At 55.6% G+C, this 16,832-nt stretch carries 11 protein-coding genes and 1 other RNA gene; 7 read left to right on the forward strand and 5 right to left on the reverse strand.

Annotation, left to right across the window (positions count from 1 at the left end; genetic code table 11):
* Positions 1 to 51: 51 nt before the first annotated feature.
* Entirely contained in the window at positions 52 to 6,018 is a 5,967-nt protein-coding gene (locus QQ91_RS16025; protein WP_166276144.1) for an EAL domain-containing protein, read from the reverse strand.
* 351 nt (positions 6,019 to 6,369) lie between these two features.
* On the opposite strand from QQ91_RS16025, the gene QQ91_RS16030 reads away from it, so the two are divergent.
* Positions 6,370 to 8,127, forward strand: a complete 1,758-nt coding sequence (locus tag QQ91_RS16030) for an aldehyde dehydrogenase family protein (RefSeq protein WP_250833380.1) — start codon at positions 6,370 to 6,372, stop codon at positions 8,125 to 8,127.
* 41 nt (positions 8,128 to 8,168) lie between these two features.
* Here QQ91_RS16030 and QQ91_RS16035 read toward each other — a convergent pair whose 3' ends face one another.
* Together QQ91_RS16035 and QQ91_RS16040 are read right to left on the reverse strand one after the other, a co-directional pair.
* Positions 8,169 to 8,765, reverse strand: a complete 597-nt coding sequence (locus QQ91_RS16035) for a ribonuclease HII (RefSeq protein WP_166276150.1) — start codon at positions 8,763 to 8,765, stop codon at positions 8,169 to 8,171.
* 11 nt (positions 8,766 to 8,776) lie between these two features.
* The gene (locus tag QQ91_RS16040) at positions 8,777 to 10,585 is read right to left on the reverse strand and encodes an aspartate kinase (protein WP_166276153.1); all 1,809 of its coding nucleotides are present in this window, start codon (positions 10,583 to 10,585) and stop codon (positions 8,777 to 8,779) included.
* A gap of 135 nt (positions 10,586 to 10,720) precedes the next feature.
* Between QQ91_RS16040 and QQ91_RS16045 the strand changes: the two genes are divergently transcribed.
* The 6 genes from QQ91_RS16045 (at position 10,721) to QQ91_RS16070 (ending at position 15,107) form a co-directional block, all read left to right on the forward strand.
* Positions 10,721 to 11,218 carry an orange carotenoid protein N-terminal domain-containing protein gene (locus QQ91_RS16045; RefSeq protein WP_166276156.1) on the forward strand — a complete coding sequence of 166 codons (498 nt, stop codon included), beginning with the start codon at positions 10,721 to 10,723 and terminating at the stop codon, positions 11,216 to 11,218.
* A gap of 115 nt (positions 11,219 to 11,333) precedes the next feature.
* A complete protein-coding gene (locus tag QQ91_RS16050) occupies positions 11,334 to 11,720 on the forward strand; it encodes a ketosteroid isomerase family protein (protein ID WP_201277145.1) in 387 nt (128 codons plus the stop codon).
* 22 nt (positions 11,721 to 11,742) lie between these two features.
* Positions 11,743 to 12,203: RNase P RNA component class A (gene rnpB / locus QQ91_RS16055), an RNA gene on the forward strand.
* A 19-nt stretch (positions 12,204 to 12,222) separates the two neighbouring features.
* Positions 12,223 to 12,951: a ribonuclease III gene (gene rnc / locus QQ91_RS16060; protein ID WP_166276162.1), complete on the forward strand. Its 729-nt coding sequence runs from the start codon at positions 12,223 to 12,225 to the stop codon at positions 12,949 to 12,951.
* A gap of 161 nt (positions 12,952 to 13,112) precedes the next feature.
* Positions 13,113 to 14,132, forward strand: coding sequence for a c-type cytochrome biogenesis protein CcsB (ccsB, locus tag QQ91_RS16065; protein WP_166276289.1), 1,020 nt, complete (start codon positions 13,113 to 13,115; stop codon positions 14,130 to 14,132).
* Positions 14,133 to 15,107: an alpha/beta fold hydrolase gene (locus QQ91_RS16070; RefSeq protein WP_166276165.1), complete on the forward strand. Its 975-nt coding sequence runs from the start codon at positions 14,133 to 14,135 to the stop codon at positions 15,105 to 15,107.
* Here QQ91_RS16070 and QQ91_RS16075 read toward each other — a convergent pair.
* Positions 15,049 to 16,167 carry a glycosyltransferase family protein gene (locus QQ91_RS16075; protein WP_166276168.1) on the reverse strand — a complete coding sequence of 373 codons (1,119 nt, stop codon included), beginning with the start codon at positions 16,165 to 16,167 and terminating at the stop codon, positions 15,049 to 15,051. The two genes, QQ91_RS16070 and QQ91_RS16075, sit on opposite strands and share 59 nt — an antisense overlap.
* A complete protein-coding gene (locus QQ91_RS16080) occupies positions 16,164 to 16,763 on the reverse strand; it encodes a PAP/fibrillin family protein (RefSeq protein ID WP_166276171.1) in 600 nt (199 codons plus the stop codon). The genes QQ91_RS16075 and QQ91_RS16080 overlap by 4 nt, the downstream gene beginning before the upstream one ends.
* Positions 16,764 to 16,832: the final 69 nt, after the last annotated feature.

Genomic DNA, 16,832 nt, shown 5'->3' on the forward strand with positions numbered 1-16,832 from the left:
GACAGCTGTTTCCAAGCGATCGCAACTCATCGCAGTCCCACGGCTGAAGCGCTACGCGTCGGGAGCCCCTGGCAGCGGAATCCAAACCTGGGTGGTGCTGTTTTTGACCCACTCGGTTGCGACGGCGGCCCCCACGGGTTTAGAAAGCAGAAAGCCCTGTCCCAGTTCACAGTCCATCTGCGACAGGGCCTGGAGCTGATCTGGCGTTTCAATCCCTTCAGCCACCGCGGTGACTCCCAAGCTCCGGGCTAAGGTCACAATGCTCTGCACCAGAGCCAGACCGTTGCCCTGGCGGTGGATCTGGCGTACAAAGGCGCGGTCGATTTTTAAGGTACTCACGGGCATTTCGTGGAGACGACTGAAGGAGGAATATCCCGTGCCAAAATCATCAATACACAGGTGTAGGCCCAAGGTTTTCAGCTGTTTAAGCAGGCTAATGTGGTCCACACCGGAGCGAATTAAGCAACTCTCCGTAATTTCAAGCTTGAGCTGATCCGGGGGAAGGCGGTGATGCGTCAGCAGATCTTGAATGCGCGACACCAGGTTGGGCTGCTGAAGTTGAATGGGCGAGACATTAATATTCAGGCTTAGGGATTGGGCCGCTGCATGGTCTTGCCTCCATTGCTGTAACTGCTGGCAAGCCACCTCAAACACCCACCAGCCCAGGACCGCAATCAGGCCCGTTTCCTCGGCCACCGGAATAAACTTTAAAGGAGAAATTTCTCCCCGTTGGGGATGATTCCAGCGCAGGAGAGCTTCAAAGCCCGTGAGCTGACCACCTTTGAGGGAAACAATGGGCTGATAGTGAAGCGTAAACTCACAGGACTCGGGCTGATGCATGGTTTCGAGCGCCCGTCGCAGGTCGTTGGCAAGCTGCAGGCGCACTGCCGTACTTGACTCCATGCCCACATCAAACAGGGCATAGGATCCACGGGCCTTGGCCTTGCAGCGATAGAGCGCAATATCGGCATCCCGGAGCACCGTGTTGGGATTAGTGTAGTCTGGGGTGCCTAGGGCAATCCCGATGCTGGTGCCGGTAAAAATTTCGTAGGGGTCTAGACAAAAGGGATGCTTGAACTGCTGTTGAATCTGCTCCGCTAGGGCTTCAACTTCCTCCAAGGACGTATAGTGTTCCACCAGAATCGCAAACTCGTCCCCCCCCAGTCTGGCTAAAAAGCTGTGTGGATTCAAGCAGTCTTGAATCCGCTGGGCCACGGCTTTGAGCAGCTGATCTCCAAGGAGGTGCCCCAGGCTGTCGTTGACCATCTTAAATAAATCGAGATCGAGGAAAAGAACGGCGTACCCTGGAGTTGAGGATGAATGCTCCCGCTGCATCACCTGGGAAAGCCGCTCTAGAAACCAGGCACGATTGTAGAGTCCGGTGAGGGAATCATGGTAGGCGTCATGGACGAGCCGTTCATGCGCTTCGAGCAGCTTTGCCTGGGAGGCTTCCAGCTCTTTCGTGTAGGACTGGCGCTCTTGGTAAAGGCGGGCATTTTCCAGGGAGATGGCCGCCTGCGAACAGATGATATCTAGAATCTCTAGGTGATTGGCCCGAAATGCCCTTGCAGACAGCGAGTTTTCCAAATAAAGCAGCCCGATGAGATGACCCTGCTGCTGAATTGGCAGGCAGAGAATCGACTTAGGACAGTGGGCTTGAATATAGGGATCTTCTCTAAATTTAAGATCAATGGCGGCATTCTCAAGAATCAGGGGCACTTGGCTCTGCTCAACCGCCTGGAGGACAGAGCGGGGACAGGCTTGCGCCACCTGATTGGGAGGGTCGGTGAGGCTCACCGCCTGCCCGTCGCGCGACACCGAAGCGGGATACCAATCTTCCTGTGCTTGCAGCAGGAGAACCCCGGTTTGGGCACCCGAATTTTGAATGACAATTTCCAGCAGCTGATGAACCAGTCGATCCAGGTTAATTTCCGTGGAGAGCACCTGGCAAGCTCGCACAATGGAGCTGTAGTCCAGGACATCGGAGAGGTTGGCGGGTAGATCAGGCCCCAGGGATGACCAGGAAGCACCCCCATTGCCCTCAGCGGCAGGTTGAATGAATTGAGGATAGGTTTGGACCAGGTGATTCACCTTGGCGGTGGCTCCCCAGCGCAGGTAGCCATAGTAAGCCTCCATCAGGTAGGGCCTGGCCAGCTTTGGCTTGTCCCAGTCCAGGAAAAAGCGTCCAGCCAATTCGTTAGCCATCGCCGCCAATTGCCCAAAGCCCTGGGCTAACGCCCCGGCGATGGCTTGATCGTAATGCTCAATGGCCTGGACAATATCCTTCCCATACCGGCAGCGCTCGGCCTCCACCAGATGCCACGCATGTCGATAGTTCATGGGGGCAGATTGGGCGATGGTGCTCAGCACCTGCTGGTTCCTTTCAACGCGCTCGAGTAGCGCCAGATCCACCTCCGGGGCACTGTTTAGTAGGGCCAAACACCCCAGGGAATCGTAGAAATGAAATAGGGGAAACTCCGCCATGCCCATGACGCTTTTGAGATGGGGAATGGCTTGGGTACCGGAGTGCAGCGCTTGGTCAAACTCTCCCATGAGATAGGCCAGGATCAGCTTTTTAAAGTGGAGGTAGAAGATGGCCATGGAATCTCGGGCAGCCTGATGCTCTGGCAACATCCGACCTTCGTCGTAGGCCTCCCCCACAAGCTGTGTCGCGCTATGAGAGCGTCCCAGCAAATTCAGCACAAATTGACGCAGTAAATTGTTGTAGTGCAGCACCGTCTTTTGCTGGAGATCGGCGATCGCTGCACTGTAGTCTCGCACGGACTGCTCTAGGGAGTCGAGAGGCTCTCCCGCCAGGAGGGATAATTCGCCAAAATGATGCCCCGCATAGGCTGCATATTCAAAATCTCCCTGGGCTAAGGCTAGCTGATAGGTTTCCTGCAATGGCAGCAGCGACTCGCGGAAATGAGCCTGGAAATGATGAATAAATAGATGAAAGACTAGATGAACTTTCCCCTGAATGGGGGCTGAATCCTTTCGGGCCAATAGCCTCAGGGCAATTTGACCAAAGGTGTAGCCCTGCTTAATGTTGCCCAGCATGCCGCACAACACCATGCCGTAGGCCACGTAGGCAAACGCAGCGAGGGAAGAGTTCCCTTGCTGAAGACAGCTTTCAGCCATTTTCATCGCCAAAATAGGGGTAATGGGGGAGGCCGAAATAAAGGCAATGGGAAAGATCCGAGCCATGATTTGCAGCTTGGCCAGATCCTGGGGATGGGTCATCTCAGGCAGCTGCTCCACCTGATCCTTTGTGTGCGCGGCTAGCTGATCTACGGATTGTAAACAATGCTGGAGGACCGCTGGATTGGGGGAAGAGTCAAGGGGCAGTCCCAGGCGGGCAAGCAGGGATACCCCACGCTCAATGGCGTTGCTCAGGTGATTTTGAGCAGAATAGCCTTGGATCTGGCAATCATACCCAGGAACACACTCCAGAATTCCCTGCGCATGGGTCAATATGGTTTGGACCCACTGCTCCATCTGTTCAAACTCTCGACTCAGATAGGCGATTTCGGCCGCGCTGTTGTAGAGATCCATCGTTTGTGAGCGGTGGGTCTCCCAGGCTTCGGAGGGCAGCAGGTCAATGGCTTTGAGAATGTAGTTGAGGGCAATGGAATAGGCCGTTGCTTTGCGCGCTTTTATGGCCGCCTGCATGTTGATCTGGATCGTTTGCTGGCGAAGATCGGGTGTCTTGATGCTGGCAGATCCTAAATTAAGCTGATTGGCAATGCTAAAGACATTCGATCCCGGCTGGTCCTGGGGGGGCTGGGCCAGGAGGATCTGGGCAATGTGAAGGTGGGTTTGGGGCTGCTCTGCCGTTGACAGGAGCCCATAGGCGGCTTGCTGGATGCGGTCATGCAAAAAGATGCCGGTGAGGGATTCAATGTGGTTTTCCAGGATGGTTTCCTGGAGGGGGGAAAGCGCAGAACTGTCTGGTGTCATAAACACCGTGGGCAGTGCCTGAGGATGCTCAAGGATTAACAATCCTTCCCGTAGCGCGGGGGTGAGACGTGCCAAGAGTTGCCGCAATGAGACCCCCGCCACCCGCGCCAAGAGCGTGAGCGAAAACGGTTGTTCCAGGCAGGCTGCCATTCCCAAAATCTGCCGCGTCTTCTGGGGAAGCTGCTGCAGCTGGTTGCTCACCAAGCAAGTGACGTCGGCTTGAGGGGGAAGGGCCAGATCCTGCCGTCGGTATCCCCATCGTCCGGCCTCTCGGTCTAGAAAAATGTGGCCACTCCGGTGGAGCGATCGCAGACGATGGAGGCAGTAAAACGGATTGCCCTGGGTGTTGCGATAGAGGCTCTGAGCCAGGGGCAGTGACTCCTGGACCGTGCAATGCAAGGTCTCCGAGACGAGTTGATTGAGATCGGCTGGAGAGAGGGGCTGCACGGTCAGTTGCGTCACTTGAATGCCCTGCTCCCGCAGCGTGGTCAACAGTGGTTGAACCTTTGGGACCTCTCCCGGCTGTTCAACGCTACGACTTGCCCCGATCAGCAGCAAGGACTGATGCGCTTGGGATGGCCCCATCAACATCTGAATCACATGGAGGGAAGACCTATCGGCCCACTGCAGATCGTCCAGGAAAAGCACCAAGGGACGGTGGGAATGGCTGAATACCTGAATAAACTGCCGGAAAAGCAGGTTAAAGCGATTTTGATTCTCCCGGCCCCTCAGGTCTGGCACCATGGGCTGGGGACCCAGGATTTTAGCCAGTTCAGGAAACACCTCCACCATCACCTGAGCTTGGCCCCCCAGGGCCTTTAAAATGCGTCGCCGCCATTTCTGCAGCTCCTCGACCCCTTCTTCCAGGATCTGTTCAATCAGTTCTTCTAAGGCGGTCTTAATGGCGGAAAACGGCGTATTTTGATGCAGCTGGTCAAATTTACCCTGACAAAACCACCCCTGCGCCTTGGCAATTGAGGGACGAATAGATTGCACAATGGCCGTTTTTCCAATCCCAGCCGATCCAGAGATCATCACCATCTCACAATTGCCCTGGCTGACGCGTTCAAAGGCCGCCAGCAGCATTGCCACCTCACTCTTGCGGCCGTAGAGTTTGCTGGGGAGAAGGAAGCGATCGCTGAGATCGTGCTGGCCTAGCGCAAAGATCGGAACTGACCCCTGGCGCTGCCAGCCCTGCTGGCACTGTTCGAGATCATGCCGCAAGCCCCAGGGACTCTGGTAGCGTTCCTCAGCATTTTTAGCCAACAGACGCAGCACAACCAGAGAAAGGGCTTCGGGTACCTCCGGATTAATCCGATGGGGAGCAAGGGGAAGGCGGGCCAGGTGGGCATGAATGAGTTCCAGCGGAGAGGTTCCCTGAAAGGGGATCACGCCGGTGATCAGTTCATAAAATATGACGCCCAAGGCGTAAAAATCCGCCCGATAGTCCACCCGGCAATTCATCCGCCCGGTTTGCTCTGGAGATAGATAGCGCAAATCGCTCCGAATGGGAATTGGCGTTGACGGTGCTCCATAGTGTTCCGTCACGGCGAGAGAGGCTTGACTAAAATCCGCCACCTTTAGCGTGAAAGTCTGGGGATGAATGAGCACATTGTGGGGATTGAGCTGATGGTGGATCACCTGGGCCTCGTAGAGTCCTTCCAAGGCCTGGACCAGCTGAAACGCCAGATCAAAGAATAGGGACAGGCGCGAGGTTCTCTGCAGGGCCGCGGAGCTTAAAAAGTCAGCCAGGGAAATCCCGCCAATATCCTCCAGGACAATTCCCAGCCGTTGGGACTGATGCAGAACATCATAGGCCCTGAGCAACTTTGGATGATTTAACTTCTGGGCAATCAGAAACTGCTGATGAAACTCAAATAGCGCCTGAGCGCTCGCCGCAGGATGATTGAGATACTTGACTACGATAGATTTCTTTGTTTTTAGGTTTATTGCTCTCCAAACCTGCGTTTTATGGCTTTGGTAGAGCTTTTCCCAAACCGGATATCCCGCCACCTTCAGGGGCGGCTCTTGTACTGAACTAAAAACTCTACTGGTCACAGCTGATATTTTTTACAACCAGAGTTAACTTTACAGAAATAGGATTCCCCAACTGGACTAGTTATTAATTAAACCCATAAAATATTTCCCTTATCTCTTGTCAGGCAAGAATCCTAAGATTTTGAAATTGTAATTTATATCCCGAGACTGATCTTTTTAATAGCAGTTGTGATACGGTCTTGTTCGAAATTCATTTCAGCCCCCGCATCCAAACTTTGGCTTGTTCAAGGCCACGGATTTCTGAGATCGCGCTGATATTTAAAGCTAGAAGATTCGCGCCTAACGCCTGGGGAAACCCTGTCCTTTTTTCTCCGGTGGCGTTACGGATCAGCCAACCTAGAAACCCAATGCATGCGCTGGTTTTGGATTTTTGGCTTGAAAAGCAATGTCATTCCCCATTCCATTGAGACCTTATTATTTCCCATGAATAAACTGTTCTGCCGCGATCTTCCTCTCATGTCCGGCTACTCAACTTCCACTGCGGATCACTGGCGTCACTACTTTTTGCTGGACGCTGAAGCTAAGGTGAAGGAACCTGCTTTGCTGGCTCAGGAGATTCGCCTCAACCGGTCTACCGACCCAGACCCAGGGCCATTGCCCGTTGCAGCACAATGGCCGCTGGTTCCTGACTCGGAATTAGAATCAATTATCCAGCATCAGCTGCAATTAGCTCAAGGCGCAACGCAATCTTTTCGGGCCGTCCCCTTGGCGGTGCGAGTGGAGCTGTTGCGCAGCTATGGCCGCCGCCTGCGGGAGAACCTGGAATATTGGCGACAGCTCACCATCCAGGAATCCTATGCTTACAATGCGTTTCTGGGGAGTCTAGAGGCTATTCTGGAAATTTTTCAGCCCAGCTATCTGGACATGATTCAAGAGTGGCTGAGTCCTACCCCGCGATTTGGCACGGCTGCACGCATTGAGCATGTGCCCCAGGGTGTTTTTGGGGTGATCAGTCCCCAAAACTCCTCCTTCCCGATGCTCACTCAAATTCTGCACGGGGCGGTGCTATCGGCCAATGCAGTGATTGTCAAACCCCCTCACCGGCTTGCCATTGTCGCCCTGGCATTGGTTCAGGATATGAATGAGTTTTTACAAGAGTGCGGCATGCCAGAGGGCCTTATTAGCAGCCTGGTCTATCCCAACGCCACCACCGTGATGGAGCACTGGTTAGGACTTCATGGGGGACCGGCCAAGATCGACAACCTGATTTTCATCGGCAACTCTGCCCGACGCGAGCAAATCCTTTCGCTGTGTCATCAGGGCGGCATTTTTAATCCCATTATTGAGCTTGAGGGGGTGGATGCGGCCTATGTCCACCATGATCTCAATGCGATGGATCTGCAGCGGGCTGCCCAATTGATTGCCCATGCTAAAAACCTGGCTGCCGGGCAAATGTGCATCAGCCTGAAGCGCCTGTATGTCCATGCCGATATCGTTGACCTCTTTCTCCATGAGTTGGCGCAGGCGTTTCAACGGTATCATCCGGGGTCATTGCTGGCAGACGACCCGTATATCCTAGGTCCCTCTGCCTGGGCTGCTAAACTGCCGCAGATCCTTGAGAACTTTGAATCTGAGGGGGCTCGCGTGCGGTGGGGCGGCCGTCGTCTCAACTACTGGGGGCAGCCCGATTCTCAGGGGGGATACATTGAACCCACCCTGATTGATCATGTTGCTCCGGATAGCCCCCTGCTCAAGCAGGAAATTTTTGCCAATATTTTGCCCATCGTTCGGGTAACGGGGAATATTGATCAAGTGGTGAACTACATCAATGACTGTCCCTTTGGCATCCGGACTTCTATCTTTGCGCAGGATCCTCAGGCCATTCAAACCCTGACCGATACCTTGCGGGTGGGCACCCTAGTGATTAACGGAAATCCCCTCGATTGCAGCATTCAAATTGCTGGAGGCCGGGGGCAAACCACGTTGGATCAAAATGCCAGAATTTGGCCGCTGGATATGTCGTTACGGCGAGTCGTTACTGGCGGACAGAATGTTCATACGCTCCAGGAGATTCTCCACAGGAGTCCGCCTCCTCGGGCTCTGATCTCTGATCCCGGCGGCCAGCCTGGGTCCAAGCCCCACGCTTCTCGACAAGAGCAGGTTGTTTAATGGGTGAACGGGACCCGTGAGTGTGCACCCACTTAGAGCGCTTAGAGATCGAGTGATCGTTGACAGGGAGAAAAGCTCAAGCGGTGTTGGGGGGTGAGGCCCAGGGACCTGAGGGCGTCTCGATGCTGAACGCTGCCATATCCCTTATTAGAGGCTAAGCAATAGCCGGGATAGCGGCGATCGAGACGCTCTAGCAGGCGATCGCGCCAAACCTTTGCCACAATGCTAGCAGCTGCGATCGCTATCTCGGTTTGATCGCCTTTTACCACCGTTTTCTGGGGAATCTGCAGGTTTGGAATTGGGCGATTTCCATCCACCAGGCACAACAGGGGCGGTGTCTGCAGGCGATCAAGGGCCCGTTTCATTGCCAGGAGACTGGCCTGGAGGATATTCAGTCGATCAATTTCACGCACGGAGCTGAGGCCGATGCGGGCCTCCGTCTGGGACACGATGTGCGCATACAGCCGCGATCGCTGCCCCGGGGTCAAGCGTTTACTGTCGGTGACGCCTATCTCGGCGAGCTGATTTTCTCCACCAGCAGGAATGATAACCGCTGCCGCCACCACCGGGCCAAATAGGCATCCGCGTCCCACTTCATCTACCCCCGCAATTCGATGGGAGGGAATGGACCTGACCACCCTTACCCCACCTATACCGGCATCTTCACCGCCGAGGCCTGACCCAGACCAAAGGTGGCGTGAATTGCCTTGAGGGCCGCAATGCCGTCCGATTCTGCGACCACGCAGCTCACCCGGATCTCTGAGGTGGCAATCATCTGAATATTGATCTGTTCATGGGCCAGGGATTGGAACAGTGTCGCCGCCACCCCAGGGCGGCCCAGCATGCCAATGCCCACGATACTAACCTTGGCAATATTGGGATCGGTGGAGACGGTCCCGCAGCCCAGCTCAGCGGCGACCTTTTTTACCACGTGCTGCGCCGTGGGCAGGTCCATCTGCGGAACGGTAAAGGCAATGTCTCGTGTGTTGTAGCCCTGAACCGGACACGATCGCTGGGACTGAATAATCATGTCTAGACAGATATTTAAATCTGCCAGGGATTGGACAATTTTAGACGCCATTCCAGGCTGATCCGGGACATGGTGAATTGCAATTCTGGCCTGTTTGAGATCCAGGGCGACCCCCCGCACAGGCGGGGTTTGCTCATCTAATCGTGGGGTTTCAGGCCGAGCGGAGGAGCAGGTGACCTCAAAGGTGCGGCATAAAATTTCAATGGCGCGATCGCAGTCGGCAGCATGAATGGTGCAGCTCACGTGGGCCTCCGAGGTGGAGATCATCTGGAGATTAATCCCGGCCTCCGCCAGAGCCGCGAACATCTTAGCCGGAATTCCTGGACGTCCAATCATGCCTGCGCCCACAATTCCCACCTTGGCCACATCGTGTTCCACAATGACCTCGGTCGGATTACCGGGAGCGCGGGTTCGCTGGACCATCTCACTAAAGGCTGAGGCTACCGCCTCAGCCGGGTTCGCCGAGGCGCGGGTGACGGTAAACGCAATGTCATTGGTATGGCCGTCGTGAATAGATTGGATAATCAGATCCACATCCACCCGCTGCTTGGCCAGCTCTCCAAAAAGATGGGCGGCAATTCCAGGTCGGTCCTCCACCCGCAGTAGCGCCACCTTCGCCTGGTCCAGATCAAAACGAACTCCATCTACCGGTCGCCCCAGCTCCAGGTTTTGGAGCGGTCGCGGCTGGCTGAGGGGTGAAATGACGCGAGTGCCCGGTTCATCGGTCCAACTGGAGCGCACGACCATCTCCACCCCATAGTTGCGAGCAATTTCTACGGCTCTGGGATGGAGCACTTTGGCTCCTAAACTGGCCAGCTCCAGCATTTCATCTGAAGTGATTTCAGTCATCAGGCGTGCATTCTCCACCAGTCTGGGATCGGTGGTGAGGACGCCAGGTACATCGGTATAAATTTCACAGCAGTCCGCCCGCAGGGCCGCCGCCAGGGCCACCGCAGAGGTGTCAGACCCCCCCCGTCCCAGGGTGGTAACCTCAAGTTCCGAGGTGTTAGAAATCCCTTGGAACCCTGCAACCACCACTACCTTGCCTTCGGCCAGATGACGCTCCAGGCGATCTGTGGAAATATTCAAAATGCGTGCGCGAGTGTGGGAAGCCTCCGTTACAATGCCCACCTGCGCCCCGGTGAGGGAGATGGCGGGCTGCCCGAGTTCTTGCAGCGCCATGCTCATCAGGGCAATGGTGACCTGCTCCCCGGTGGAGAGCAGCATGTCCATTTCGCGCTGACAGGGATTGGTGGAAATTTCCTGGGCTAGCTTCACCAATCCATCGGTGGTTTTTCCCATGGCAGACACCACCACCACCACCTGGTTTCCGCCTTGAACCGTTTTTTTGACGCGCTGGGCAACGGCCTGGATTCGCTCCGCCGATCCGACCGAGGTTCCCCCATACTTCTGAACAATAAGCCCCATGGTTGATTCCCTGACTGACCTCCCCCCCATTATCGGGCCAACTGGACCCAGCTTCAGACAATGTCAGGGGGAATTGTGTCATTAATGTAAAGTTTTGGTTACAATAGTTAATATTACTTTATCAACAGAGCAGCCATGTATTCTTCATCCACCTTCAATCTCTCCTTGGACTCCAGCGTTCAAACCCCGGTCGAGGCTGCCCTGAGTGCCTTTCAAGCCCTCTCAACCAACGGAAAGCTGGGACTGTTGTGGGATCTGTACTGCAATTTAGGGGGGGCCATCACCCCGGCGGCCACTGGAGCTGCGCGAGTACAGTTTATCCAGGGGCTGTTGGATCAAGTTAAGCGCTTGAGTTTTGAAGATCAGCTCCGGTTTATGCGAGATTTGGCAGATCGCGCCAATACGCCCCTCACCCGCGCCTATGGCGTTTTTACTAACAACAACAAGCTAGCGTTTTGGTATCAGCTAGCTGAGCTGATGGAGGCCGGGGAAGTCATTCCTGTTCCCGAGAGCTATCGTCTCAGTCGCGATGCCAGCATTGTATTTAGCCAAATTTCTGCCCTGGACTTTAATCAGCAAATTACCGTGCTGCGCCAGGCTGTGGTTCAGATGGGATATGACCCCTTTGCCTAGGGCCGCAGTTTTTCTGTTTCTCTGATCTTGATCTAGCACAGGAGAAGCGGGGATTAACCTCGCTTTTCCTGTTTTGACCCTGACTCTGACCCCAGCACAAGGAGCGTGACTTGTGATGACGACAGCCGCCATCCATCCAGATCTAGCCATCGCAACGGTCCACCAGTATTTTTCCACCCTCAACCAGGGGGCGTTTGCCCAAACGGCTGCGCTTTTTGCCCAGGATGGGGTGCTCTATCCTCCCTTTGAAGAAGGCGTGCAAGGCCCTGAGGCGATCGCGGCCTATTTATCCCAGGAAGCCCAGGGAATTCAAATTGAACCGCTGGAGATTGACCCGATCCCTGACTGTCCCTACGCGTTTCAGGTGAAGGGCCGCGTTAAGCTGTCCTGGTGTCAGGTGAAAGCTGCTTGGAAATTTGTACTCAGCCCCGACTCAGCCATTGCTTCGGTGCAAATCAAACTCTTGGCGTCCCTGCAGGATCTGCTGCAATTCAGGCAATAGCGCTCTACACTGAGGGATGGAAAGAGCAGGTGTAGGTGGTTGCAGGCTTGCCCCGCTGCAGGCTTGAGGAAAGTCCGGGCTCCCTAAAGACCAGGCTTGCTGGGTAACGCCCAGTGCGGGTGACCGTGAGGAGAGTGCCACAGAAACATACCGCCAACGGAAAGGCTGCGCCATGAAGGTGAGGGACGAAGTCCGCTTCGAAGCCCCCGCACGTTCAGCGCTGGACCTTTTACGGGTAAGGGTGCAAGGGTGCGGTAAGAGCGCACCAGCAATGTCGAGAGGCATTGGCTCGGTAAACCCCGGCCAGGAGCAAGGCAGAGGAAGCAATGGTTGGTCTTTTCCCTGCTTCCAGAGTTGAGGCCGCAGGAGGTGTCTGGTAACAGACATCCTAGATAGATAACCGCCCTTCAGGGCTCTGGCTCAAAGCGATTTTGAGGCCCAAAGTGCTGAAGAACAGAACCCGGCTTATGTCCTGCTCTTTCCACTGTTTATTTTGAATGTCATGGCAGATGTCTTTCCGCCCCGTACGAGTCAGTTGCAACGGTTGGTTGCTCGCCTGGGGATTTCCGAGCAGGGGCCGGTGCGCTGGGATCTCCTGGATCTGGCCTTGACCCATCCCTCCGCCCATCCCACGGATAACTATGAACAGCTGGAGTTTATCGGGGATGCGGTGGTTCGGCTGGTGGCGTCCCGACTACTCTGGGCAGAAAATCACCAGGGTCAGGTGGGGGAATGGTCGGCCATTCGTGCCGTGCTGGTGAGTGATCGCACCCTAGCTGAACTGGCCCAGTCCATTGGCCTGGAGAAATTTCTGCGGGTGGGATCTAGTGCAGTGGGCGATCGCAAGGGAGAAACCTCTCGTCTAGCCGATGCCTTTGAGGCAGTTTTGGCCGCGCTGTTTTTGAGCAGTCAAACCCTGGAGTTGATTTTGCCCTGGCTGGAGCCCCTCTTTGTGCGATCGATTGCCAAGATTCGATCAGATCCTGCCTACCAAAACTATAAAGCGGCCCTTCAGCAATGGACTCAGCTTCACTATCAGCAGCTTCCTGAATATCGGGTACAGTCGCTCTCCAGCCCCGGCCAATCCTCTGCAGATCTCACGTTTCAAGCAGAGGTCTGGTTTCAAGATCGCTGTTTGGGGCAGGGACAGGGACACTCTCGCAAGGCGGCGGAGAAAGCGGCGGCCAAGGTGGCCTATGAAGCGATTCTGCATGAACAGTCAGAAAGGTAGTTCTGGCCGGGAATCCGATTCGGGTTCGGCCAGGGATTCCCCCCTGGGTCGGTGTAGATTGCTATAGGATAGGAGTATTTGCGATGCGCCCAAGGGTGGCGCTGCAGAGGCAACTGCTGTATTCAGATGCTGACTTTAAAACTACGGAGAGGGCTGCACATATGGATTTGGTGGCGTTTCAAAGTACGCTAGACAACCTGTCCTTTGGAATTTTGTTTCTAACGATGCTGGTTTACTGGTTGGGGGCTGCCTTTCCCCAACTCACGGGCCTGGCAACCCTGGGCACCACGGGAATGGCGATCGCTAACCTCAGCATTGCGGGGTTATTAGGCGCACGCTGGATGGAGGCCGGCTATTTTCCGATTAGCAATTTGTACGAATCCCTTTTTTTTCTGGCCTGGGGGGTAACGGCAATGCACCTGGTGGCAGAGTGGATTGGCCGTAATCGCCTAGTCGGCGCATTTACGGCCCCAATTGCCATGGGAATCACGGCGTTTGCAGCCCTGACGCTGCCCAGCGAAATGCAGCATTCTGCGCCGCTGGTTCCGGCCCTGAAGTCCAATTGGCTCATGATGCATGTCAGCGTCATGATGCTGAGCTATGCCACCCTCATGGTCGGCTCAGCGCTGGCCATTGCCTTTTTGTTTGTGACCTGGGGAAAGGAGGTACACCTCAAGGGCAGCTCCATTGGCACCGGGGGGTTCCGCGATCGAACCAGCCTCAAACGGCCTGCTCCTGAAATGGGCAATGAAATGGCGAATCCCCAGATCGGCACCTCGATTCTGGCCGCAGGGGCAACCACAGCCGTTCTAGAAAAGCCCGTAACTGCCAAAAAAACGACGGATCTTTCGCTGCAACGGCTGAATCTAGCGGAAACCTTAGATAACCTCAGCTACCGAATCATTGGTCTGGGCTTCCCCCTGTTGACCATTGGCATTATTGCCGGAGCGGTGTGGGCTAATTCGGCCTGGGGAGCACCCTGGAGCTGGGATCCGAAGGAAACCTGGTCCTTGATCACCTGGCTGGTCTATGCGGCCTATCTTCATGCCCGCATTACTCGGGGCTGGCAGGGGCGTCGCCCGGCCATCCTTGCCGCCTCTGGGTTGGTGGTGGTGTGGGTTTGCTACTTGGGGGTGAACCTGCTTGGAAAGGGACTCCATAGCTATGGCTGGTTCTTTTAAATGACCGCGACTTCCAAAACTCTCAACTATTCGTCGTTCTCCTCGCTCCCTCGCCACCGAGAATCGTCCGTTCCTGATTGGCCGTCACCCGCAGCCACTCATCTGTGGAACTGGCGAGGTTTTGATGTTCGCTATCGTGTCGAGGGTGAAGGGTCACCCTTAATTTTGCTCCATGGCTTCGGGGCTTCCCTGGATCACTGGCGCAACAATATCCCCGCTTTAGCTCAGCACCATCGGGTCTATGCCATTGACCTCTTGGGCTTCGGGCGGTCCGAAAAACCCCCTCTCAACTATTCTCTAGAGTTGTGGGAGGGGCTCCTGTGCGACTTTTGGAGGGCGCAGGTGCAGCAGCCTGCTGTTTGGATCGGCAACTCAATTGGGGCGCTGTTGGGCCTAATGGTCACCGCTCGCCATGGGCCCCTAACGCGGGGAGCGGTTTTGCTGAACGTAGCCGGAGGACTCAATCATCGCCCGGAGGAGCTAAACGCACCCCTACGATGGCTGATGGCCACCTTCGCCCAGGCCATGACGATGCCGGGGGTGGGACAGGTTTTATTTAATCGCATCCGGCAGCGATCGCAGATTCGACGCACCCTGGCTCAGGTTTATGGAAACCGCGCCGCCATTACCGATGAGCTGGTGGAATTGCTCTATCAGCCCAGCTGCGATCGCGGCGCTCAACAGGTCATGGCCTCTATTTTGCAGGCTCCGGCTGGCCCTCGAGTCTGCGAACTGCTGCCCCTGGTGCGACGACCTCTATGCGTACTGTGGGGAGAGGCGGATCCCTGGACTCCCATTACGGCTGGCCAAATTTTCCAGGATGCCCAGACCAACCCTTGCCATCCGGAGGCCCCCGTGAGCTTTACGGCTATTCCAGAAACTGGGCACTGTCCCCACGATGAGCGCCCCGAGATAGTCAATGCGGCCATTCTGAAGTGGCTGGCGCAGCTCCCCGATCCCCCAGTAGCCTCATAAAGGCTTCCACCAGGGTGTGATTCCCGGTTTTATCCAAGGGGCCTGGGGCCTGGGGCGGATGCAGCGGGCGGTTCAGGAAGTCCCAGGTGGAGGTTTCAAACTCACCGGGCTCCAGGCAAAGATGATGACCGTGATTTTGCAGCCCCTTAACCAGATACCGGGCTTCTGCAAAGCCAGTTCGGGGTACGGTCACAATTGGTAGATCCTGCATCAACGCTTCGGCAAAGGTGCCGTAGCCGGGCTTGCTAATAATGCGATCGCACAGGGGCATCAAATCCACTGGACGCACCTGGTGACCGCTCACCTTTATCAGGTTAGGGAGATCCGTTGGTGCCTGGGAGTCAAAGGTGATGAACTGCCAGTCGGGAAACTTGAGGACATTGGCATAGGGCACTTGAGAGAGGCCATAGCCGCCAAAGGTGAGCATGACCGTGGGGGTGCCTTCAATCCATCGGGGAACCTTAGCTTGCAGTTCTGATCGGCTATATCGCGGCAGGGCGCCCGTTAAGCCAATATCTTCAATGTTGGGAAAGGCCGACATGGGTTCATGGAAGGGCATCCGAAACAGGCGATCGCATAGACTAAAGCCCTCCCTGACCCAGTTCACCATTTCCACAAAGGGTTTGCCCCAGTCCTGATAAATTAAATCCCAGCCAAAATTACTGCTCATCCAGCAGGGAACGCCTGCCGCTGCAGCAATCCTGGCAGCCAGCGGCGGGATATCTCCATAGACCAGGATGGCGCCCTGTTCCTGAATACAGGCCACCTCAGTGGCAATGAGGTCAGCCTGTTGCGATCGCAGCGCCTGGAGTGCCTCTAGGGTGGCAGCGCGATCGATGGTGAGGCTATCCTGTTGCACTGCGCCAATATCCAGGCGCTGGGGACGGTAGAGATAGTCATTTACTAGATAGGAATCTAACAGCCATTTGGGGGCGGTCGTGACCAGAATCAGCCGCAAATCTGGACAAGCTCGCTGCAAATCGGCAAGCACTGCGGCGCTGCGGGTGGCATGGCCAAAGCCGTGATTGGTAATGGCTGCGTAGAGAACTGGGCGGGTCATGGGGTGCTGGATTTGACTTTGGTGAGCACGAACACACTACCGCGATTGCCACGGCCAATTCGCAACTCTTGATCGAGATAGGTAATGTCCAGCCAGCCCGGAGGACGTTCTGGGTTCAGGTCGATTTTCGCGGCAAAGGGGGACTTGCCCGCCTGGAGTGCTTCAATCCATAGGGCTGGGCCACTGTAGCCCATGGATCGCTGTAGACCAATCAGGGTGCGCTCAAAGAAGACATTGACGCGCTTTTCGGTCATGGCTGTAAACCGGGCTTCAACGCTAATGAGTCCTTCCAGGAGGGGGAGGCCAAGAATCTCAGCCAGGTTATAGACCTTGGCTTCCGGGGCGCGAATGCATTGATACACTTGCCCAAGCCGCAACAGCGGAATTCGTTCAAATCCCAAAAGCCCTTGACTGCTGGTATAAAGCAGTCGCCAGTCGCCATCTAGAAGATCCAGGGCCTCCACGGGACGAGGGGTGGGGTTGCGATCTTCGAGCTGAGCGATCGCGCTGAGAATAGCGACTCGGTCCTCAGCGGTCGCCAAAACGCCGCGATTTTTGCCTGCGATCGCTTCTAAAAGTTCACTTTTGCCCAGCATTGGCTTTACGGGAGGTCTAAAACTTGCTCCCATTGTAGCCCCCCTGAACAGTGAAGATGGGCGATCGCC

Source organism: Lyngbya confervoides BDU141951 (assembly GCF_000817775.3).
GTDB classification, from domain to species: Bacteria; Cyanobacteriota; Cyanobacteriia; order Thermosynechococcales; family Thermosynechococcaceae; genus Lyngbya; species Lyngbya confervoides.

Coding starts and splice junctions, on each gene's coding strand:
- QQ91_RS16050 (WP_201277145.1), top strand. CDS start 11,334: ATGACGACAGCCGCCATCCATCCAGATCTAGCCATCGCAACGGTCCAC.
- QQ91_RS16045 (WP_166276156.1), top strand. CDS start 10,721: ATGTATTCTTCATCCACCTTCAATCTCTCCTTGGACTCCAGCGTTCAA.
- ccsB (WP_166276289.1), top strand. CDS start 13,113: ATGGATTTGGTGGCGTTTCAAAGTACGCTAGACAACCTGTCCTTTGGA.
- QQ91_RS16030 (WP_250833380.1), top strand. CDS start 6,370: ATGCGCTGGTTTTGGATTTTTGGCTTGAAAAGCAATGTCATTCCCCAT.
- QQ91_RS16070 (WP_166276165.1), top strand. CDS start 14,133: ATGACCGCGACTTCCAAAACTCTCAACTATTCGTCGTTCTCCTCGCTC.
- QQ91_RS16075 (WP_166276168.1), bottom strand. CDS start 16,167: ATGACCCGCCCAGTTCTCTACGCAGCCATTACCAATCACGGCTTTGGC.
- rnc (WP_166276162.1), top strand. CDS start 12,223: ATGGCAGATGTCTTTCCGCCCCGTACGAGTCAGTTGCAACGGTTGGTT.
- QQ91_RS16080 (WP_166276171.1), bottom strand. CDS start 16,763: ATGCTGGGCAAAAGTGAACTTTTAGAAGCGATCGCAGGCAAAAATCGC.
- QQ91_RS16040 (WP_166276153.1), bottom strand. CDS start 10,585: ATGGGGCTTATTGTTCAGAAGTATGGGGGAACCTCGGTCGGATCGGCG.